The following is a 19840-nucleotide window of genomic DNA, read 5'->3' as shown; positions in this document are numbered from 1 at the left end:
TCTTTAACTTTGTAATTGATCGACTTGAACGTTTACATTCATTTGCTCGCCCTGACCACCAGTTCTTACACCGATGATTGGCGCGGCAGAGGCATAATCATACGCCACCGCCAAACGCACATAGCTTTCAGTTGCTGATTGTTTGTTGGATGGATCAAAACTGATCCAGCCCAAATCACTGACGTAACTTTCCGCCCAGGCGTGCGACGCAGGTTCCCCCGCCCCATCTGTGATATAGCCCGAGACATAGCGCGACGGGATATTCAGATGATGACAGCCTGCGATAAACAAATGGGCAAAATCCTGACAGACCCCTTTTTTGCGTTCAAACACTTCGGCGGCAGAACAATTGACCGTCGATTCACCTGATTGATAGGCAATCTCATCGGCCAGCGCGCCCATATAGGCATGCAAGAACCCGATATCCCCATCCTTATCGCGAATGGATGCATATTGATCGACAAACCGTGCAAGTTCATCGTCACATTTGATCAGGGGTGTTTCACGCAAAAACATACCCGGTGGTAATCCGTCATCAAGCGGGAGGATACCATTGGTTTCCTTGGTCTCCACTTCGCCTTCCACCACAATTTTCAAATCATGATGATCGGTATGTTCAGCAGCAAAATGAACCGTGTTGCCAAACCCGTCCATCCAGGGGGTCAACTGTTCAGGCCCCGTGATTGACCAGTTACCGACCCGTTGATTTCGATCATTGCGCGGGGTCAAGCGCAGATACTGCATGGCGCGGCGCGCTGCGGTTTCCAGCACATAATGGGTTTCATGTCTGATTTTGATTCTCATTACTGCACCATCATAAAGTCATGTTGAATATTCAGGCTGATCTCATCCACATTCTTGGAAAAATCGATCAGGAAATGGTCCAGCCCGACCCGGCGCAGCTGTGCAATCTGCACGGTTTCCAGACGATACTGCAGATCATAAACCTCTTTCATCACCGATGCGGTTGGGTTCAGCGTACGCAAGACTTCCACAATCTCATCCACGCTGGCACGCAGGCTGCGCGGGACTTCTTTATGAAGGATGACCAGTTCAGCGATTTTATCCAGCTCAATACTGCTGTGGAAGGTTTCTCGATACGCCTTGTAGGCATTCAAAGCATTCAGGATCACCATGGATCGATAATAATCACGTACCTGCATCCCACCCATTTGAGAGGAATTTTTCTCAGCCGTGGCAAAATGAACCATCAGCAACCGCGCACTGTAATCAGCGCGTTCGACCGCCAGACCAAGATTGGCAAATTGCAACCCTTCGCCGCGACGCATGGAGCCTGCCATGACGCCTTTAAACATGTAAGAACGATCAATCATCCATTCCAGATGATCATCGAGGGAACTTTTGACGATATCCTGATAGTTCAGATCTTTGACTGACAGCCATGTCCGGTTGATACATTCCCACACATCAGACGTTAAGAGATGCCGGGTGGCCCGCGCATTTTCCCGCGCGTTGGAAAGCAACGTTTTCACACTGACCGGATTGTTGGTATCGCTCAGCATGAAGGCAGAGACACGTCCGTCTGAAACCTCCCCATAATCCTCCATAAACATGTTGCGTTGACCGGAAATTTCCAGCGGCATTTCCCAGATATTGTCGCTTTGTTGCCCGTTTTCCGACAGCATATTGGCTGTCCGGCTGGTCTTGATCAGGCGCACGATATTTTCGATACGCTCCATATTTCGGGCCATCCAGTATAGGTTATCAGCGGCGCGTCCTAGCATTTGCCCCCTCCAAAATCCAGGTATCCTTTGTTCCACCGCCTTGAGAGGAATTCACCACAAGCGATCCTTTTTTCATGGCCACACGGGTCAAGCCGCCCGGCACCACGCGGGTTTCACGCCCCGATAAAACAAACGGGCGTAAATCCACGTGGCGCGGGGCGATCCCCTGATCCACAAATGTCGGACATGTTGAAAGGCTTAAGGTCGGTTGTGCAATGAAATTCGCCGGATCAGCCTTGACCTTCTTTTTAAATTCCGCCACTTCCTTTTTGGTCGCAGCCGGGCCCACAAGCATCCCGTACCCGCCGGAGCCATGAACCTCTTTCACCACAAGCTTTTCCATATTCTCCAGCGCATAGGCCAGGTCATCCTTGCGCCGCAAATTATAGGTCGGCACGTTCTTCAAGATCGGTTCCTGGGCCAGATAGAATTTGATGATATCCGGCATATAGGTATAGATCGCCTTATCATCGGCAATCCCGCCGCCAATGGCGTTACAGATCGACACATTGCCCATGCGGTAGGCTGCCAGCAGGCCCGGCACACCAAGGGCTGAATCTGGGCGAAAGGCCAAGGGGTCTAGGAAATCATCATCGATGCGGCGATAGATCACATCCACCCGTTTGGGGCCATGGGTCGTTCGCATATAGACATAGCCTTCATCCACAAACAGGTCCTGGCCCTCTACCAGTTCAATCCCCATTTCCTGTGCGAGAAAGGCATGTTCAAAATAAGCACTGTTGAATTGGCCGGGCGTTAACAACACGATGGTAGGCATGCTGTTACCTTTGGGCGCAACGGAACTGAGTGTTTCCAGCAGCAATTCAGGATAGTGACTGACAGGCGCAACGCGATGTTTGGCAAATAAATCCGGGAACAGCCGCATCATGGCCTGTCGGTTTTCCAGCATGTAAGACACACCGCTTGGCGTTCTGGCGTTATCTTCCAGCACATAAAAAGTTTCTTCATCCACCCGCACGATATCAACGCCGGAGATATGGGAATAAACATTATGCGGTAAGGTCAGCCCCAGCATTTCAGGGCGAAAAGCTTCGTTGGTCAGGATCAAATCAGGCGGGATCAGACCGGATTTTAAAATCGCCTGATCGTGATAGATGTCATGCAAGAAAGCGTTTAAAGCCGTCACCCGCTGGATCACACCGCGTTCGATGAGATCCCATTCGCTGGCAGAGATAATGCGCGGCACCACATCAAAGGGGATAAGCCGTTCCACACCGCCATCAGCACCATAAACATTAAAGGTAATCCCGACACGACGGAAAATCAGATCGGCCTGTTCATGACAGCGCACCAGTTCATCCACCTCGGTCGAATGAAGCCAGGCGGAATAGGTCTCGTAAGGCGCGCGCACCGCCCCGCTATCGGCATGCATTTCATCAAAGAAGTTATCCAGCATCGTCCCTCCGCAATTGCTTTATTACAAAGTGGAATTGCAGCTTCCATGCCAGTTAAAAGACGCACCAATCCTTGGAATTAGAATTGGCACCTAAGGATATAACAAGTGGGAAAATCAGGCTTTTTGCACAAAAAACATGCTGCTTAATATTTGAGCAGCGCCTTTATTTTATGCATCTTTTCAATAGGAGATAAGTGGGGGTCTCTGTTGCTAGGTACCCCCGGACCCCACCTACATAGACTCACCTATGCAGGAATTGAATTTGGTCAAGCGACTGCGTTACGCAGCAGCTGCAACCGGAGCCATACGATTGTCGTTGGCATTTAGTAAAGTTTGCACCGATGTCGGTGGTAGCTCACCGAGCGCAACCATGTATCTTTACTACCGCTGTCGATCCTATTTCGCCCCCCTCACAAATCGACCTGAAACAATCGATTTATGGTGGAGGCGCCGGGTACCGCCCCCGGGTCCAGTCAGCTTATTCCATACCGGCCTCTAGCGCCGTAGTCTGCGAGCTTGCGCAGACGCCTTACATGTAAGGTTATTTGAGGGCGGGGTCAAGGGTACATCGATATAAGTCAATTTGATAAAAACCAGAACGATCCTTCACCTGTTTTATTTAACAATATTTTCCCATAATTTAAATCAATTACAGTAACTATTGCTGCACTTTCAACAAAAGCAAAATTGCCATTTACATCCAGTCGAGCTTGCCCGTCATTTGGTAAATCCAGATACTTTATTTGCTCTCTCTCTTTATCCCAAAGATGAACAGGTAACATTGCGTGTAGACAATCACCTTCAGAAATAGCGTGAGTCAACTCAAACCGACAACCTTTGCAAGTTACAATACCTGTCTCAACATCATGTGATACAATTCGAACGTTCCCACCTTCACGCGCCCTACCGTCAAAGACACTGTCATAACGCTTACAGTATTTCGTAGAAGCCATTTTCAAATCACTCGCCCCTTCTTCATTCCAGAAAGGCTTGAGTACGGATAAACCCGGCGTATCACCTGCCTCTGATTTAGTCGCCAATGTTTGCTCAAGTGACCACGCGTTACCTTCCTGTTTAAACAAGCGAACAACCGCATGCGCCCCCCATTCAGGGTCTCTCAAAACCGGAACTGATATTGTGTTACTCAAGTAGATTATATTGTCTCGAACCTGTGCAGGCCGAACAGTCACCCAAGTCGCAACACGTAAGTTATGATCACTCGCGTCTCGCCACAAAGAAATAGACTTCTCCCCCTGTAACATCTGAGGCAGCAAGATTGGCGCTTCATTTAGTCGATGGCCAGAACCAGAAAAACTCACAATCTTTCCCTGATCAATGACACGAATTTTATGATTGCCTTTCTCCCAATAAAGCGCGGCTGGCTTCTTTTTAAACGCATAAATTTGGCGAGCATTCTTATTTACGGGATCAAACCAATACCAATCCACACTGTTGGCATTTTGCGTAAAAAAAGAAAGGGAAACAGAAGGCTGAGCTTTTGATGACGTTTGAAAAATAACCAAACTAGCAACAACCACTATGAACGCCCATATTCTCTCCATTTCCCTATCTCTCATCCCTTATTGAAACTCAAGGTGCCAATGTGGTCCCGTCATGGCGTTTCCTTCATCCAGAACCCTGACACCAGAATTTTCCATATAACTTTTCACTTCTGACCTATGCTTCTTTGGGATACTAACATCTATAACGTTTCCTTCAAGGTGGTTTGACACCTTATAACCTGCATCTAGAGCCTCCTCGATAATCCCTTCAAATTCGTCAGTAACTTCATCAAAGGATGCATCAGGATTATTGGTTACCCATTCATCCATCTCGATGATATAGTAATGGTTAGTGTATGTACTTAAGAAATCATCTCGGCTACGCATGCGTCGACGCGCCATCAATTGAGCTTGACGACGAACAGTCCTACCTCGACTAGTTATACGCATATTAGCTCCAGGATATTCTTCATTTGCATCGTCCACAACATCTTCAAGATCACCTCCAGCCGAACTTGCTTTAATGTGTGATTGAAGCTCCTCACTATCTAAATTATCAATTAAGTGTTTTTGAGTTTTATCTTCTCCATTATCCTCTTCCATCTGTGACATAGAAACCAAAGTCTGTTTTGCATAACCTGGGACCTTATTCATCACCTCCTGTTCAAACTCGGCTGCGCGCTCGGGTTTGCGGGCGTTCAGTTGTTGCATGAAATTGGCAAATTCATTGACCGCTTTTTCATCACCCGTTTTCAACGTATCCGCAAACAGGGCAGGCAGAGAGCCGTTTTTAGTATATTGCAACATGCCATCAAGCGCACGGGTATTGGAAGAATGATCTTCGTCAGGCAAAGGCTTTATCTGGGGGGATTGAAACCAGGGTGTTGTCACGGGTTTAGGGGCCTGCCCGACATGTTCCCACAGTCCTTTGCCGGATGTTTTGGGATTCGGCATTTTCACTTCGGGCAGACCTGTAAGCGGATCAATCTTACCCGGTTTTGGGTTTATGGGTTTCTTCGAGGTCGGCAGGTCAGCGCCATCACCCCCTTGGGTGTTAAGCACATCTGCAATTGTGCTTTCCGTCGGCCCACCGGGTTTCATCACGCCGTCAACTTTCAGGTCATGCTTCTGTTGGAAACTTTTAAGACCATCTATCATTCCCATGTCCGGCACATCGGTGATGCCGAAATCCGGGATCTGATAATCCCCGGTCTGGGCGAGAGCGTTCTTGGTATTCAACACATCATTTGGATCGGTGTTCGCATCCTGACTAATGGTTTTACCGACACGAAACATATTTGAAAAATCTGGAAAAAGTGACATCTGCGTCATCCTTTTTGATTCTGAGGTTAAAAACAAAAAGCCGCCCTCCCCGATTTGGGAAGAGCGGCTTTCAGAAACGAAAACAGCAGAAGGCACCATCCGAGTGCACTTCTGCTGTTGACTATTTTCCTACATAGCTGAAATACACCGAAAAATCAAGAATAAAAAAAGAACATAAGAGATTTTAATCTTATTCATACTTTGAAAAACCAAACCCTGCATAATACCATGCACAAAACAAACTTGATCATTTTACTCAGTTATTTATATTCATTCTAAGCAAACAACCAATCCCATTGCCTCTAAGGATAACCAATGCTGGACCAACCAGATACAGACGCGCTGAATATCGGTTTCAATTTTGACAACAGCTATCAAACGCTCCCAAAAACCCTCTACAGCCGCACAAAGCCGGAAGAGGCCACTGCGCCCTATCTGATTGTGTTGAATGAAGCTTTGGCAGAAGAACTGGGACTATCAATTTCCCGCACCCCGAAAGAGGTTCTGGAAGGCCTGTTTTCCGGCAATATCACACCTGAGGGCACACAGGTGATTTCCCAATCATACGCAGGTCATCAGTTTGGCGGATTCACGAACTTAGGCGATGGTCGTGCGCATTTGCTGGGTGAACATGTCACGCCTGCGGGCAAGCGCGTTGATATTCAGTTTAAAGGCTCCGGGCGCACGCCTTATTCGCGCTCCGGCGATGGCAAGGCAGCCCTTGGTCCCATGCTGCGTGAATATATCATCAGCGAAGCCCTGCACGCCCTTAACATCCTCACCACCCGCAGCCTTGCGGTCACCACAACGGGGGACCCGGTGATCCGCAATGAAATGCTACCCGGTGCCGTTCTCACGCGCGTTGCGACCAGCCATATCCGTGTCGGGACCTTTCAGTATCTGCAGGCCTTAAAAGATGAACAATCGGCCCGCGCCCTTGCTGATTACGTCATCACCCGCCACTACCCTCACCTCTCCGAAAGCCAGGATAAATACCTCAAGCTGCTGGAAGAAGTGATGGATCGTCAAATCAAGCTGATCACCAACTGGATGCGTGTGGGCTTTATTCATGGGGTGATGAATACGGATAACATGCTGATCTGCGGTGATACGATTGATTACGGCCCCTGCGCCTTTATGGATCATTATTCGGCAGACAAAGTCTTCAGCTCCATTGATCGCTATGGCCGCTACGCCTTTTCCAATCAGTCGAAGATGGCCCATTGGAACCTGACTCGTTTTGCCGAAACACTTCTACCCCTGTTTCATGAGGATGAAGACAAGGCGATTGAGAAAGCCGAAAAGCTTCTGATGAGCTTTGGTGACAAATTCGACGCCACCTGGCTGAAAATGATGACGGGTAAACTGGGTTTGGGCGATGTTCAAGAGGACGACAAAGCCCTTGTGAACGGCCTGCTGGACTGGATGGAAGATACGTCGGTTGATTACACCAACACCTTCACCGATCTAACCGAAGCAACAGTCAGCAATGATCCTATCTATCAGTCAGATCGATTCTCTAGCTGGTATCAGGTTTACAGCACACGCAAAGAACAGGACAGCCTGAGCGATAAGGCTGCGCGCGAGCTGATGAAACAAAGCAATCCGGTCTACATCCCGCGCAATCACAAAGTTGAAGAAGCGCTTTATAGCGCGGAACGCAATGGCGATTTATCCCTGCTCCATGCCCTGCTGGACGTGATCAAACAACCTTATCATCTGCGCGATGGCCTTGCTGACTATCAACAGCCGCCAACAGAAGATGAAGCGATAAAACACACCTTCTGCGGTACATAAGAAAACAACAAAAAAACCCAGCGAACTTAATCGCTAGGCTTTTTTAAATGGCGAGAGTGACGGGACTCGAACCCGCGGCCTTCGGCGTGACAGGCCGACGCTCTAACCAACTGAGCTACACCCCCACAATGGGATCAACATATTATCTGTCACCACAATATGCTGTTTTGGTCATCGAAAATGAAGTGGCGAGAGTGACGGGACTCGAACCCGCGGCCTTCGGCGTGACAGGCCGACGCTCTAACCAACTGAGCTACACCCCCATCTTCATATTCTATACCGGACAAACTGTTGGTGATGAGTGGTGGAGGGAGTTGGATTCGAACCAACGTAGGCGTAGCCAGCGGATTTACAGTCCGCCCCTTTTAGCCGCTCAGGCATCCCTCCAACGAGACCCCTTCACCCACGGTATGTCGTGGTGTGGGCGGGGTTATAACAGTGCCCCCAACCTTGCGCAATAGGATTTTTCATTTTTTTTACAGATTTATCATTTTCTATTGTTTTCAGCGGCTTCCAGCGCCGTTTTTTCTCACACCAACCTGTGTATTTCTCCTTCATACAACGGATCAAGGCTCTCCTAGCGATGCGCATTCGACCAAAATAACAAAATTGATATATTTTCTTCAAAATGAAACTTGAAGGTTTATGTGTGTATACAAACATAAACCCTGTGTACAACATCTACCTGCGATGGGAGACTCCTGATGGATGCCGCAGCTGTATTGGATATTTTTGACGAAGCCCTGGAAGAAGCCCATTCCCGGGGCATAGGTGCACCGGACGATAAAAAAGAGGCCACAACCGCCGCCGCCATGATGCTGGCCGCCATGGACGGAATAGAAGATTCCGCTGCCCTTGCCCAGGTTGAAGAAATCGTCGCGAATAATGACTAGATGATCGTCCACAAACTAAAAGCCCCCCGGCCTTGCGTCACCGCATAAACCGAGGGGCTTTTCTTACATGGGGCGATTGAGGGGATTCGAACCCCCGACATCTGGTACCACAAACCAGTGCTCTAACCAACTGAGCTACAATCGCCATCGCGTGTGGGCGCTTATTTACGCCACACACTTCACATCGTCAACCCACTATTTCAAAAAAATGACTCATAAAAAATGTGCTTTCAGGCGACGGATCGCTTCTTCCAGCAATGCTGGCTGTTTACAGAAGCAAAAACGCACAAAATGGCTCGGTCCGCCAGATTGATAAAAGGCCCCGGTCGGCACTGCCGTCACCCCGGCCTTTTCCGTAATGTAACGACAAAAATCCGCGTCATCCCCTTCAAAGCCAAGCGGGGAGAAATCGCAAGTCAGAAAATACGTTCCCTGACTGTCCAGCACCTTGAAACCAACTTCTTTCAAACCCTTTGCCAGAATGTCACGCTGCGCCTGCATGTCCTGGGTAAAGGTCTCATAATAACTATCCTCAAAATTCAGCCCATGGGCGATGGCTTTTTGCAGGTTCGGTGGCGTGGTAAAGGTCACAAACTGATGGGCCTTGGCAATGGCGCTCATCAGTGCAGGCGCAGCGGTGATATAGCCGATCTTCCAGCCCGTCAGCGAAAATGTCTTGCCCGCAGAGCCAATCCGCGCGCAACGTTCGCGCATATTGGGCAGGGTCATGAGCGGGTGATGTTGCAGACCGTCAAAGACCAGATGTTCATACACCTCATCACAGACCGCATAGGCATCATATTTTTCGACCAGCCCGGCAAGGAAAGAAAGCTCATCCTTGTCAAACACCTTACCCGCCGGGTTCATGGGGGAATTCAGCACCAGCATTTTAGTTTTCTCAGAAAATGCCGCTTCCAACTCGTCGCGCGGCAATTCCCAATGGGGCGGCTCAACCCGCACAAGCTTCGGGATCGCGCCGATATGGCGGATGATGGGAAGGTAAGAATCATAAAGCGGTTCAATCAAAACCACTTCATCACCCGGGTTCAGCAAGCCCATAAAACAATCGTTCAGGGCTTCCGTCGCCCCGGAGGTCACCATAACCTCTGTCTGCCAGTCCACATCCAGCCCATAAAACCGCTTATTCGCCGCTGCCACAGCCTTGCGCAGTTCAGGTATCCCCATCATCGGCGGATACTGGTTCGGCCCGTCAATCAACGCCTTGGCCGCCACCTCCCTGATCTCTTCAGGCCCATCCACATCCGGAAACCCCTGCCCCAGATTGATACTGTCATGCTCGACAGCAAGTGCTGACATGGTGGTGAAGATGGTGGTTCCGTATTCAGAAAGGATGTTGTTTGTCATTCTTTGAAGGCTCCGTTATCTATGTTTGAAGCGATCTTAACGGATGTAAGCGAGACCTGTCATTAGGGATTAGTGGGTATTGATCACTTAGCTTTCAAAGCATTTATTGCACCTGCAAATTTTTCCAGGCCATCAAACGTCTGCGGTATCTGCCCCGGTTCCATCGTTATGCCGCTAAAGATCATCTCTTCAAATTTATCAATACTAATATCATTACCGAGCTCTTTTTTGTACTCTACGTAACTTTGGATGAAAGCACATAGCGCCTGACGCAACTCAAGCTGCACAATTTGTGCAGACATTGACAAATAATTTTTCAACAAGATACGGAAATAATAGATACAGATAACTTCGATTGGTAGTAACAATGCAGCCATTTCCAACGCACCATCAAATATACCAATCCACTGCAATTGAAGCCCGAATTGCAGCTTTATAAAAATCCCAATTAATGGCACAGCAATAGTAACCAGCCCCATTGCTATGAGAAAACCCAGCAACCACTTTCTTCCTGCCCGTTTGGATGTTTCAATATCATTGAAACCTTTTGATAAACCAACAAAATTATAGGTAGATTTCACATCATTGAGTCTATCTTGGTGGGCATCCAAATACTCTTCCCAATTTTCAATTTTGTCGGATAATTTATTTGCAGCGCCTTCTGTATGCTGAATTTGCCTTAACAGACCTTCACGTATTTTGTTAGTTTCTGTTTCTATTGCTTTATCAGCGGCTTGACGTTTTTGATCTGCAGCCGAATATGTTTCTCTGGCTATTTCCAAAATCAGCCTACGCAAAGTTCTCGATATTTCTTGCCGCTCTTCAACTGACAGTCTTTGATTGTGCTCATCAAAAAAATCTAATAACTGATCTTCTGTTCCTACTAGAAAATTACCAGTGCGAAGATGTCGTTCATGAGCCACATAACCGAAAAACCTTAAAGCAGTCAAAACACTTTCACTTGATGCAGGCCTCGAAACCAATTCTAAAAATTTACGTCCCCGCCATTCAATTATCAGCTTCGCCCTTTGATCATATAAATCAGGCTCCGCTGAAATATGATTAAAATAATCTTTCAACAAAACAACATTTGAATCCTCGTCTTCCGAAGGCAAATGACGAAAAAAAGCTTCAATCTTCGTTTCATTTTCACTAAAAAAACTCATAGCACCTCACATAAACTACCCTAGAGTACAAAACTAATAATTCGTCGGTTATACAACTTATAAAAATCAACCCTTAATCATTTACACTGAAAATCCAAAATTTCAAATTGCATCCTAAAGAGAGCTAAATTAAGGTGTTTCACCTTAAGCTTGTCTTTTTGTATTATAATTAGGAATTATCGATGCTGGTTGAGATGTTTGATTACATCATCAATGTGCTCATGGCCGTGGTGTTAATTGTTGGGGGATACCAGTTTTACTTCTTTCCACAACGTCGCCCGATCCGTCAGGCAATTGAATTTTCGTCACGTTTAGATGATAAAATCCCGTTCATGCCGCAATGGGTCTGGATTTATTCTGGCTTATATTATCCTGTGATCATTCTGGTTGTTCTGACAATCGATAGCTTTGAAAAGTTTAACTATACGGTTTTCAGCTTCCTGCTGTTGCTTGTTTTTCAGCTGTTTTTCTTTTTCATTCTGCCTGTTTCCACGCCAAAACACTGGCGGGAATATTCAACTACGGAAAACATTCACACCCGTTTTCTCGCCTTTGTTCATAAGTTTGACAGTTCGACAAACAGCTTTCCAAGCATGCATGTGTCTGTCGCCATGCTATGTGCGTTACATCTGGATCAAAACTTGGTCAGCGCGGTTGGGCAATATAGTGTCATCGCCTTTGCTTTCCCGGTGTTAATTGCGATCAGCACCTTATTTACCAAGCAGCATTACTGGATTGATCTTCCCGCAGGTGCCGTACTGGGTTGGGGTGTTTTTGAAATTTACCAGATGGTGCATTAAGGTCTCAGCCCACAAGTGTTTTCATCATTGGCAACAGGCTGATCCCCATCTTCTTGATAATCGGCACAGATGCGGAAACAAGTGAGGCAACAGGAAGGCCGTAATTCTTCCAGCTTAATGGCCAGACTGGCAGGCTTTCTGCCAGCGCCTTATATCTTTCCGCCACTTTCAGATAATGATTTACAGGGTCATCAGCGCTTTTTTCATCTTTTGGATCAAGTACATCGTAGGCTTTTTTTAAAATTTGCTTTCGGTGCGCGTACATCAGTCGATGAATTTTCATGAACGGAATGGAAAAGAGCGGCCCAACGATCAAAAGATAGATGCCAAAGCCCCACAGGCGGTTGCTTTCCTCAATCTGGGCAACACTGTCTTGTACATAAAAGACGACAAAGATCATCAGGACAGAAATCATGGCATAGGTGAAATGCAGCGACGGAACCATCAGGAACTTCTGACCGCCTGCTTCGTCTGAATCAAAAGGGTGATATTGGATGTCATCTTTATTCCAACGCACGATATCAAAGACATGTATGCCCTGTTCGGCACATCCCCAGAAAAGAACGGCAATGAAAAGCCAAGTCCAGGTGAAGACGATCCATCCTGTAATGGTAATAAAAGGCTTATTGTCCGGGCCCAATCCAATGGTTTCAGAGAAATAGTCACCAACCAAAAAACCGCCGACATAAAACCGCATCGCCATGAAAGCCAATAAAGCACAAAGGATACTGATCCCGATATAATGATAGGTGCTGACCCCAAGGGATTTAGATACTTTTTCCGAAACAGTCACGCGATGACGGCGCGCACGTAAAATGAAAAAGATCGCAAGGGGATTTAATAAAGCAAAATCAATCAGGGTGGAGAAATTATGGATATAGGGATGCAAGACAAGGTCTCTTCCCTGATAACTTATCTTTACCGGGTCAAGAAGCGTCCCTTCATGATACGCCGCCCCAATAGATGTCAGCAGGGAAAGCAGGCAATATCCTAAAGCCAGCAGTGTTTCTTTTCTAAGCATTGACCCCAAACATCTCAACTAGCATCGATAATTCCTAATTATCATGCGCTAAGTGATCTAATTTGAACGGGAAATGTTTTCTAAAACAGCTTTTGAGGAGTGTTAACTCAGCACATCCAGATACCCACGATCAATGGCAGCCTCTAAAGCCTGAGAACCTTTGAGGAGTTCTTCGTAGGTTTCGCGATAATGCGCAAATTGGCGCAGTTGTTCGGGGCTCGGCAGTTCTTCACCTGCGGCTTGTGTCACTTGCAGCAGTTCTTTCAGGTACGCCGCACGGGTTCTGGCGACCAATTTCAGGACGGGTTCCAGGTCAGTCAGTTTCAGTTCCGGGATTTCCGGGTTGATGATTTCTTTATTCAGCTCGCGGATGGTTTTATCCAGCTGCAGTTTCAGTCTGCTGCGTTCGATATGTTGCGCTGACATTATTTTTCACCTTATAGTATGTTTGTTTTTTCAAACTCTATCATGTTCAGATCATTCACAAAAAAGGATTCGAACAGGGCTTATGGATTATCTTTCCTTCGGCAAAGTCGCCATTAAACCGGACCAGACAGACGCGTTTCTTAAAGAAGCCCAAAGCAAGGGGCTGAAGGTGACCCACGTTAAAGCCAATATCTATGAGTTCGGCATCCAGCTGCCCACCCTGATGGATCAAAACCATCTGCGTAAAACCGCGGGCCTTCTGGGGCTTAAATATAGTGCGGACTAAAGAAGCTGCTTCAACATGGAAAGCGCGCAAGCTGCATCTTTATGTTTGGACAGGTCAATCTGGTAGGCAACGTCTGGCAGATCCCCAAGCGTCATCAAAAATTCTTCCGTATCCAGATCGTTGTCCTGCAGATAGTCAAACTGCGCCTTGTTCATTTCAAACGGGCGGCATTGCAGGATGAAATTCGGAAAGGGCTGGAACATATAAGTGGTGTTGATCAGCGTGGTAAACGTGTTTTCCGCCGGACCGACATTTAAGCCATAGTCCCCGCCATTGCCCTTATTATCGACCCAGCCAAACAGGAAGAGAGATAAAAGCGCCCCGCCCTCATCGGCCAGACTTTCGAATTTTGCTTTATGATCCATCATCACCCTCACCGCCCAAGACATGGGCACAGAAAATTTCTACTGCCTTGTTTCTATTCATTTGCCTCACAAGATGCAACCCGACTTCGCCCAAATTCGCATCCGAGTCGCCTGCCCTGCCCTTTGCACCCCTGAAGAACAGATAAAAGCCGTTTATAATTTATAGTTATATTTCAGTGCCTTAAATTAAGCCCGGTCGTTTTTTTCTTTTTTGAGTTTTTATCTGACAGCAGAAGGTCTACGATGGGCCGCGAAAAACCAAAATGACCGAAAAGGGGCCAGGACAAAAAAGCAAAAAATCACTCGTGGAGCATATTTTTTAATCAGTTGATTAAATTTTGTGCAGTCATTTTGACTATATAAGAGGCAATTTTAATATTCCGTGCAGACGACTCCTGATTTTTCCTGCGTTTTTCCTTTTTTCGATTTTTGGCACGATCCATGCTTTATAGGCAGGGTGAAACGAGCAAGCAGCTATAGATGTTGATGTTCGGGTTCATTTGGGAAGTTAGAAACTAATAGCAAGAGGCTCCACTGATGAAAAAAATCGAAGCCATCATCAAACCGTTCAAACTGGACGAAGTAAAAGAAGCACTCCACGAAGTGGGGCTGCAGGGCATCACGGTTGTCGAAGCCAAAGGCTTTGGCCGTCAGAAAGGTCATACCGAACTGTACCGCGGCGCTGAATATGTCGTGGACTTTTTGCCGAAAGTAAAAATCGAACTTGTCGTTGACGATGCGATGGTGGAAGGCGCCGTTGAAGCCATTCAACAGGCGGCCCACACAGGACGTATCGGTGACGGTAAAATTTTCATCTCCAGCGTTGAAGAAGCTATTCGCATCCGTACCGGGGAAACCGGTTCTGAAGCTGTTTAAACACCTTCAACACAATCACTTTTTTCACAACCAAGTAAGTAAGGGAAGGGAACAATTATGCCCTTGGATTGCAAAACTCCTGCAGATATCTTCAAAGTCTGTAAAGAAAACGAAATCGACTACATTGACCTGCGTTTCACTGACCCACGTGGTAAGTGGCAGCACCTGACAATGTGTGCTGACGTCCTGTCTGAAGGCGACTTCGAAGACGGTATCATGTTTGACGGTTCTTCCATCGAAGGCTGGAAAGACATTAACGAATCAGACATGGCGTTGATCCCTGATCCAACTTCTGCTGTTATCGATCCGTTCTCTGCGCAGCCTTGCCTGATCGTTAACTGCGACATTTACGAGCCTTCTACAGGTACACCTTACAACCGTGACCCACGTTCCATCGCTAAAAAAGCTTTGGCTTACATGGAATCTGCTGGCATTGGTGACACTGCTTACTTCGGTGCAGAGCCTGAGTTCTTCGTATTTGACGACGTTAAATACACAAACGAAATGAACGACACTGGCTTCAAAATCGACTCTGAAGAAGGTCCTTACGTGACTGGTAAAGAGTTCGACGAAGGCAACACGGGTCACCGTCCAGGCGTTAAAGGCGGCTACTTCCCAGTACCACCAGTTGACTCTGCACAAGACCTGCGTGCTGAAATGGTAACCATCGCTAAAGAGATGGGTCTGCCAATGGACAAGCACCACCACGAAGTTGCCCCTTCCCAGCACGAACTCGGCATGATGTTCGGTACACTGATCGAGCAAGCTGACAACGTACAGGCTTACAAATACATCGTACACATGGTTGCCCATGGTTTCGGTAAAACAGCGACATTCATGCCGAAGCCAATCGCTGGCGATAACGGTTCTGGCATGCACACGCACCAGTCTATCTGGAAAGACGGCAAGCCTCTGTTTGCGGGTAACGGCTATGCTGACCTGTCTGACATGTGCCTATACTACATCGGTGGTATCATCAAGCACGCTAAAGCACTGAACGCTTTCACAAACCCCTCTACAAACTCTTACAAGCGTTTGATCCCGGGCTTCGAAGCACCAGTACTGCTGGCTTACTCTGCACGTAACCGTTCTGCTTCCTGCCGTATCCCATTCTCGCCTTCACCTAAAGGCAAGCGCGTTGAGATCCGTTTCCCGGATGCAACAGCTAACCCATACCTGGCATTCACTGCCATGATGATGGCGGGCCTTGACGGTATCCAGAACAAAATCCACCCAGGCGATGCTATGGACAAAAACCTGTACGACCTTCCTGCTGAAGAACTGGCAGAAGTTCCTACAGTTGCCGGTTCCCTGCGTGAAGCTCTGGACGCTCTGGATGCGGACCGTGAGTTCCTCAAAAAAGGCGGCGTCATGGACGACGACATGATCGACGGTTACCTGGAGCTCAAGTGGGAAGAAGTCTACAACTTCGAACACGCTCCTCACCCGATCGAGTTCAAAATGTACTACTCTGCGTAACCCGCACAGTTACATACGATCTAAAAAACCCCGTCAGCTTGCTGGCGGGGTTTTTGTTTGCAAGATAATTCTTTGGAGACAGTAGAACTCATTTTTTTTTGCAAAGAGCAAAATATTGGCAAATATAACAAATAGATATTGGTAATCCCCTGCCAAATTCGATATCGTGTCCATCGTATTCGCAAGGGGAAAAATTATGGCTAAACCTGAAATCATCATTGCAACTGAACGATTTGCTCAGGACCCAGATGGACGACAGTTTGTTGATTTTATCAACGAAAACTTTAAAGAACTCGACCTTTCCAATTCTGTAATATACTACGACTTCCCTTCATATGCGGACTACGAATCAATATTACATAAACCAGACTTTATGATTGTCTCACCTATCCACGGCATTGTGGCAATTAGATTTGTCACACAAAATGACTTATTCAGAAAAGGCGCGAATCTGGTTGAAGAAGTTGACACTTCACTAGATAGCTTCTGTAGCATCCTCATCGGGCGCCTACTTAAAAGCGCTCGCTTGAAGGCCAAAAGAGCCCTTCTTAAATTTGATGTCACCCCCATTCTATTCTGCGATGAAAACGGGATGGATGATTATTCTCCAGAATGTGAGATTGCACAATCTTACGATAGCTTTAGGTTTTCTCTTGAAGCAATTGATAAATCGAATCTTTCTGACGAAGATTTTTCAGAGATTAGATCCATCGTTGAAGGTGCCAAAGCACTCGCAAAACCTCAAAAACGAACCATCTCAGACCCGCGACAAGAAAAATATGCGGCCGCCTTATCGGAATTGGAAGCTGGTATTGCTAACTTTGACCAAAAGCAAAGAATAACTGCTTTATCACTTGTTCAGGGCCCACAGAGAATTAGAGGCCTCGCTGGCTCTGGTAAAACCATTATTCTTGCAATGAAAGCCGCACATATCCACCTTACACATCCAGATGCAAAAATTCTCGTTACATTCTACACCAAAAGCCTAAGTACCCTCCTTAGAAACCTGATCTCTCGCTTCTACAGACATTATAAAGACGAAGACCCCGATTGGGAAAAAGTACAAGTTAGACACGGCTGGGGGGGTAAACGGGTCCCCGGTGCATATACTGACGCTTGCCACCGCGCTAATCTAATGCCCATGTCCCTTTCAGCAGCTAGAAATGGTGCTGACATTCATCAAGACCCATTTGACTTCGCTTGTCGTGACCTCATTCAGAAAGATTTAGTCACTCCATATTACGATTACATTCTTATTGATGAAGGGCAGGACTTTCCTTCAGGTTTTTACGAGTTGACCTTTTTCATGGCTAAAGGAACTCGTGATAAGAAAAGCATTATTTGGGCATATGATGAATTGCAGAACATCCTAAATGTCAAAATCAGAACACCAAAAGAGCTTTTCGGAGACGACGCAGACGGTAATCCTAGAATTGACCTGGAACGCGCTCATGCCTTCCTGCCTGAAGGAACTACAAATGACATTATTCTAAGCAAGTGTTATCGTAATCAACGAGAAGTCTTACTTGTCGCACACTCAATTGGATTTGGTTTCAAAGGTCCGAATATCGTTCAAATGCTAGAGGATGCAGACCATTGGCGTTACGTCGGCTATGAAGTTGAACCAGAAGAATATACGGTTGGAGACCAAGTTCAAGCATTACGCCCAGAAGAGAACAGCCCTCTTGCATTACCCACTGTCGAAAACGAAAAGACTATCGACACGTATGTTGCTCAAAATTTCGATCAAGAATTGCAATGGATATGCTCCGAAGTACAAAAGTTTCTCAATGGAGGCCTAAAACCTGAAGATATAATGATCATTGCTTTGGACGACCGAAATGCGAAAGCATATTTTAGAGCGATTTCAAGTCGGTTATTTGAGCTTGGGATCAATTGTAACAATATTATCGCTGACCCTTATTCTGAACCGCCATTTACCATTGAAAACATGGTAACACTCACTACGGTATACAGAGCCAAAGGCAATGAAAGCGCTGTCGTTATAGCATGTGGCATTGATCATATGGGCAGGAAGTCGATTTCATATCGGAACAGATTGTTTGCTGCTTTAACCAGAACTAAAGCTTGGTTAAGGGTTTCCGGTATTGGTAAACGAGCACAAGAATTTAGCGAAGAAATCAATAAGACGCTAGCTGAATTCCCTATTTTAAAATTCCAAGTGCCACACCCTGATGATATCGCAACAATCCAGAACGATCTAAGCGATAGAGCTAAAAAACTGAGACAAATAAGAGAAAGCTATATCAATGAAATGAAGGCTGAAGGGTTTAGTGATGATGAAATTTTGGCTGCACTCACTGCTATGCAGGTGAAAGATGAATAAAGATGATTGCGCAGCGGGAATTAGGAAATCTTGGAAACTCGTCAACGAGCTTAACCTTGGTTATACTTCCTGCTGCGCTTACTTGTTGAGCGTAAATAAGGAATTTAGGAAAGCCACTCTCAATCCCGAATCAACCTATGTAGACGTTTTCTGCACTGGAAGCCGCCTAAAGCATTACAATTTTAATCTTGATGACCTTTCCTATTTTCAATTCTCGCTAGATAGAGGCAATTTACGTTACGCCTATTACCCGAATCCGTTCTCAGAAGGGGTGACGGAAGAAATAACCGAACTTGAAAACGATTTCCATTATGAGCTGATTTCAATGGAAGAATACCTACAAGAATTGGCCGAGAAGGCTCCACAAATAGGTAAACCTGTATTGCGCTATGATTATTCAGAAAAACAATACCAAGAATTAGCGCATCCAAGCTCACACCTTCACATCGGTTTCCACGCAAATAATCGTTGGCCTGTTTCCAAGGTTCTAACACCATACGCATTCACTAGTTTGATCGTAAAACACTATTACCCAGACTACTGGTCTTTAAAAGAAGACGAAAACTCGGAATACCTCAACGAACTAGACGAAGCACTGGTTAATGAAAAACGCAATAAGTGCCGTGTAGTTGATGATAACCTTTTCTCAGAAAAAGAAAAAAACCTATTCCATATCGCTTGACACAAAGAGATTAAATCCTACGAAACTTGTCTGAGCACACATCTCAAAGCCCCATTTCATCCGCCCCCACCACCAATCCTTAAATTCTAGGGACAGCTACCTAATTACACCGCCTCACTCCCTTCCCACCTCATTGCTCAACGTCCCAACCCCGTCAATCGTCACCGCAACCACATCGCCGATGTCCAGCGCCTTGGTGCGGCCCGGCGTGCCCATGAAGATCATGTCACCTGCATCCAGGGTGAAGTAGCGGCTGAGGTAGGGTAATACCCCCATTTTTAGGGGGCTTCAGAAGTAGACAGTTATGCAGCCCTTTGGATTGACTGCAGCAATTTCTGTTTTGGCGTTAT

General features: G+C 46.6%; 19 protein-coding genes, 4 tRNA genes and 1 other RNA gene. 8 read left to right on the top strand and 16 right to left on the bottom strand.

All coding sequences use genetic code 11. The features are described from left to right. Nucleotides 1–3 precede the first annotated feature (3 nt). The 6 genes from RYZ26_RS18105 to RYZ26_RS18080 all read right to left on the bottom strand — a co-directional run bounded on the left by RYZ26_RS18105 (nt 4) and on the right by RYZ26_RS18080 (nt 6086). A complete protein-coding gene (locus tag RYZ26_RS18105) occupies nt 4–804 on the bottom strand; it encodes a transglutaminase family protein (RefSeq protein WP_317684660.1) in 801 nt (266 codons plus the stop codon). Then, nucleotides 804–1745 carry an alpha-E domain-containing protein gene (locus RYZ26_RS18100; RefSeq protein WP_317684659.1) on the bottom strand — a complete coding sequence of 314 codons (942 nt, stop codon included), beginning with the start codon at nt 1743–1745 and terminating at the stop codon, nt 804–806. The genes RYZ26_RS18105 and RYZ26_RS18100 overlap by 1 nt, the downstream gene beginning before the upstream one ends. After that, nucleotides 1726–3162: a circularly permuted type 2 ATP-grasp protein gene (locus RYZ26_RS18095; RefSeq protein ID WP_317684658.1), complete on the bottom strand. Its 1437-nt coding sequence runs from the start codon at nt 3160–3162 to the stop codon at nt 1726–1728. The genes RYZ26_RS18100 and RYZ26_RS18095 overlap by 20 nt, the downstream gene beginning before the upstream one ends. Before the next feature lie 193 nt (nt 3163–3355). Continuing rightward, nucleotides 3356–3727, bottom strand: a transfer-messenger RNA (tmRNA) gene (ssrA, locus tag RYZ26_RS18090). Between the two features lie 13 nt (nt 3728–3740). Continuing rightward, nucleotides 3741–4700 (bottom strand): hypothetical protein, encoded by a 960-nt coding sequence (locus RYZ26_RS18085; RefSeq protein WP_317684657.1) that lies wholly within the window; start codon nt 4698–4700, stop codon nt 3741–3743. Between the two features lie 42 nt (nt 4701–4742). Beyond that, nucleotides 4743–6086 (bottom strand): hypothetical protein, encoded by a 1344-nt coding sequence (locus tag RYZ26_RS18080; RefSeq protein ID WP_317684656.1) that lies wholly within the window; start codon nt 6084–6086, stop codon nt 4743–4745. Between the two features lie 216 nt (nt 6087–6302). Here RYZ26_RS18080 and RYZ26_RS18075 point away from each other — a divergent pair, with 216 nt between their 5' ends. After that, complete coding sequence (locus RYZ26_RS18075; protein ID WP_317684655.1) at nt 6303–7784, top strand: protein adenylyltransferase SelO; 1482 nt, start codon at nt 6303–6305, stop codon at nt 7782–7784. Nucleotides 7785–7832: 48 nt separating this feature from the next. Here RYZ26_RS18075 and RYZ26_RS18070 read toward each other — a convergent pair. From RYZ26_RS18070 to RYZ26_RS18060, 3 genes are all read right to left on the bottom strand, one after another. Beyond that, nucleotides 7833–7909, bottom strand: a tRNA-Asp gene (locus RYZ26_RS18070). A gap of 61 nt (nt 7910–7970) precedes the next feature. Further along, nucleotides 7971–8047, bottom strand: a tRNA-Asp gene (locus RYZ26_RS18065). 39 nt (nt 8048–8086) lie between these two features. Then, nucleotides 8087–8171 (bottom strand) — tRNA-Tyr (locus RYZ26_RS18060). A 317-nt stretch (nt 8172–8488) separates the two neighbouring features. Here RYZ26_RS18060 and RYZ26_RS18055 point away from each other — a divergent pair. Beyond that, complete coding sequence (locus RYZ26_RS18055) at nt 8489–8677, top strand: hypothetical protein (RefSeq protein ID WP_317684654.1); 189 nt, start codon at nt 8489–8491, stop codon at nt 8675–8677. Between the two features lie 68 nt (nt 8678–8745). On the opposite strand, the gene RYZ26_RS18050 is transcribed toward RYZ26_RS18055, so the two are convergent. The 3 genes from RYZ26_RS18050 to RYZ26_RS18040 form a co-directional block, all read right to left on the bottom strand. Further along, nucleotides 8746–8822: transfer RNA gene (locus RYZ26_RS18050), tRNA-His, on the bottom strand. A 68-nt stretch (nt 8823–8890) separates the two neighbouring features. Continuing rightward, complete coding sequence (locus tag RYZ26_RS18045; RefSeq protein WP_317684653.1) at nt 8891–10042, bottom strand: aminotransferase; 1152 nt, start codon at nt 10040–10042, stop codon at nt 8891–8893. An 83-nt stretch (nt 10043–10125) separates the two neighbouring features. Next, nucleotides 10126–11208 carry a hypothetical protein gene (locus RYZ26_RS18040; RefSeq protein WP_317684652.1) on the bottom strand — a complete coding sequence of 361 codons (1083 nt, stop codon included), beginning with the start codon at nt 11206–11208 and terminating at the stop codon, nt 10126–10128. 182 nt (nt 11209–11390) lie between these two features. Between RYZ26_RS18040 and RYZ26_RS18035 the strand changes: the two genes are divergently transcribed. Continuing rightward, complete coding sequence (locus RYZ26_RS18035) at nt 11391–12008, top strand: phosphatase PAP2 family protein (protein WP_317684651.1); 618 nt, start codon at nt 11391–11393, stop codon at nt 12006–12008. 4 nt (nt 12009–12012) lie between these two features. Here the strand turns inward: RYZ26_RS18035 and RYZ26_RS18030 are convergent, their stop codons facing one another. Together RYZ26_RS18030 and RYZ26_RS18025 are read right to left on the bottom strand one after the other, a co-directional pair. Next, nucleotides 12013–13029: a hypothetical protein gene (locus tag RYZ26_RS18030; RefSeq protein WP_317684650.1), complete on the bottom strand. Its 1017-nt coding sequence runs from the start codon at nt 13027–13029 to the stop codon at nt 12013–12015. Nucleotides 13030–13131: 102 nt separating this feature from the next. Then, a complete protein-coding gene (locus RYZ26_RS18025; RefSeq protein ID WP_317684649.1) occupies nt 13132–13455 on the bottom strand; it encodes a hypothetical protein in 324 nt (107 codons plus the stop codon). A gap of 82 nt (nt 13456–13537) precedes the next feature. Here RYZ26_RS18025 and RYZ26_RS18020 point away from each other — a divergent pair, with 82 nt between their 5' ends. Next, nucleotides 13538–13741, top strand: a complete 204-nt coding sequence (locus RYZ26_RS18020; protein ID WP_317684648.1) for a hypothetical protein — start codon at nt 13538–13540, stop codon at nt 13739–13741. Here RYZ26_RS18020 and RYZ26_RS18015 read toward each other — a convergent pair. Further along, a complete protein-coding gene (locus RYZ26_RS18015) occupies nt 13738–14109 on the bottom strand; it encodes a hypothetical protein (protein ID WP_317684647.1) in 372 nt (123 codons plus the stop codon). The two genes, RYZ26_RS18020 and RYZ26_RS18015, sit on opposite strands and share 4 nt — an antisense overlap. Before the next feature lie 534 nt (nt 14110–14643). Here RYZ26_RS18015 and RYZ26_RS18010 point away from each other — a divergent pair. From RYZ26_RS18010 to RYZ26_RS17995, 4 genes are all read left to right on the top strand, one after another. After that, nucleotides 14644–14982: a P-II family nitrogen regulator gene (locus RYZ26_RS18010; protein ID WP_317684646.1), complete on the top strand. Its 339-nt coding sequence runs from the start codon at nt 14644–14646 to the stop codon at nt 14980–14982. 57 nt (nt 14983–15039) lie between these two features. Next, nucleotides 15040–16461, top strand: a complete 1422-nt coding sequence (gene glnA / locus RYZ26_RS18005) for a type I glutamate--ammonia ligase (RefSeq protein ID WP_317684645.1) — start codon at nt 15040–15042, stop codon at nt 16459–16461. Nucleotides 16462–16657: 196 nt separating this feature from the next. Continuing rightward, on the top strand, nt 16658–18808 hold the full coding sequence (locus RYZ26_RS18000; protein ID WP_317684644.1) for a DEAD/DEAH box helicase: 2151 nt from the start codon (nt 16658–16660) through the stop codon (nt 18806–18808). Further along, the gene (locus RYZ26_RS17995; RefSeq protein WP_317684643.1) at nt 18801–19490 is read left to right on the top strand and encodes a DUF2290 domain-containing protein; all 690 of its coding nucleotides are present in this window, start codon (nt 18801–18803) and stop codon (nt 19488–19490) included. Before RYZ26_RS18000 ends, RYZ26_RS17995 begins: the two co-directional genes overlap by 8 nt. A 114-nt stretch (nt 19491–19604) precedes the next feature. Here RYZ26_RS17995 and RYZ26_RS17990 read toward each other — a convergent pair whose 3' ends face one another. Then, nucleotides 19605–19766 carry a fumarylacetoacetate hydrolase family protein gene (locus tag RYZ26_RS17990; RefSeq protein WP_317684642.1) on the bottom strand — a complete coding sequence of 54 codons (162 nt, stop codon included), beginning with the start codon at nt 19764–19766 and terminating at the stop codon, nt 19605–19607. Nucleotides 19767–19840 lie beyond the last annotated feature (74 nt).

Origin of the sequence: Terasakiella sediminum, from assembly GCF_033100395.1 — a bacterium.
GTDB lineage: Bacteria > Pseudomonadota > Alphaproteobacteria > Rhodospirillales > Terasakiellaceae > Terasakiella.
The sequence above is the reverse complement of the archived record's forward strand: the minus strand, read 5'-3'. Positions and strand labels throughout refer to the sequence as shown.

What these genes read in the sequence shown, in the direction of transcription:
- RYZ26_RS18100 (WP_317684659.1), bottom strand. Translation starts at nt 1,745, where the DNA reads ATGCTAGGACGCGCCGCTGATAACCTATACTGGATGGCCCGAAATATG.
- RYZ26_RS17995 (WP_317684643.1), top strand. Translation starts at nt 18,801, where the DNA reads ATGAATAAAGATGATTGCGCAGCGGGAATTAGGAAATCTTGGAAACTC.
- RYZ26_RS18075 (WP_317684655.1), top strand. Translation starts at nt 6,303, where the DNA reads ATGCTGGACCAACCAGATACAGACGCGCTGAATATCGGTTTCAATTTT.
- RYZ26_RS18095 (WP_317684658.1), bottom strand. Translation starts at nt 3,162, where the DNA reads ATGCTGGATAACTTCTTTGATGAAATGCATGCCGATAGCGGGGCGGTG.
- RYZ26_RS18055 (WP_317684654.1), top strand. Translation starts at nt 8,489, where the DNA reads ATGGATGCCGCAGCTGTATTGGATATTTTTGACGAAGCCCTGGAAGAA.
- RYZ26_RS18015 (WP_317684647.1), bottom strand. Translation starts at nt 14,109, where the DNA reads ATGATGGATCATAAAGCAAAATTCGAAAGTCTGGCCGATGAGGGCGGG.
- RYZ26_RS18105 (WP_317684660.1), bottom strand. Translation starts at nt 804, where the DNA reads ATGAGAATCAAAATCAGACATGAAACCCATTATGTGCTGGAAACCGCA.
- RYZ26_RS18000 (WP_317684644.1), top strand. Translation starts at nt 16,658, where the DNA reads ATGGCTAAACCTGAAATCATCATTGCAACTGAACGATTTGCTCAGGAC.
- RYZ26_RS18080 (WP_317684656.1), bottom strand. Translation starts at nt 6,086, where the DNA reads ATGGTGCCTTCTGCTGTTTTCGTTTCTGAAAGCCGCTCTTCCCAAATC.
- RYZ26_RS17990 (WP_317684642.1), bottom strand. Translation starts at nt 19,766, where the DNA reads ATGGGGGTATTACCCTACCTCAGCCGCTACTTCACCCTGGATGCAGGT.
- RYZ26_RS18020 (WP_317684648.1), top strand. Translation starts at nt 13,538, where the DNA reads ATGGATTATCTTTCCTTCGGCAAAGTCGCCATTAAACCGGACCAGACA.
- RYZ26_RS18025 (WP_317684649.1), bottom strand. Translation starts at nt 13,455, where the DNA reads ATGTCAGCGCAACATATCGAACGCAGCAGACTGAAACTGCAGCTGGAT.
- RYZ26_RS18045 (WP_317684653.1), bottom strand. Translation starts at nt 10,042, where the DNA reads ATGACAAACAACATCCTTTCTGAATACGGAACCACCATCTTCACCACC.
- RYZ26_RS18040 (WP_317684652.1), bottom strand. Translation starts at nt 11,208, where the DNA reads ATGAGTTTTTTTAGTGAAAATGAAACGAAGATTGAAGCTTTTTTTCGT.
- RYZ26_RS18035 (WP_317684651.1), top strand. Translation starts at nt 11,391, where the DNA reads ATGCTGGTTGAGATGTTTGATTACATCATCAATGTGCTCATGGCCGTG.
- RYZ26_RS18010 (WP_317684646.1), top strand. Translation starts at nt 14,644, where the DNA reads ATGAAAAAAATCGAAGCCATCATCAAACCGTTCAAACTGGACGAAGTA.
- glnA (WP_317684645.1), top strand. Translation starts at nt 15,040, where the DNA reads ATGCCCTTGGATTGCAAAACTCCTGCAGATATCTTCAAAGTCTGTAAA.
- RYZ26_RS18030 (WP_317684650.1), bottom strand. Translation starts at nt 13,029, where the DNA reads ATGCTTAGAAAAGAAACACTGCTGGCTTTAGGATATTGCCTGCTTTCC.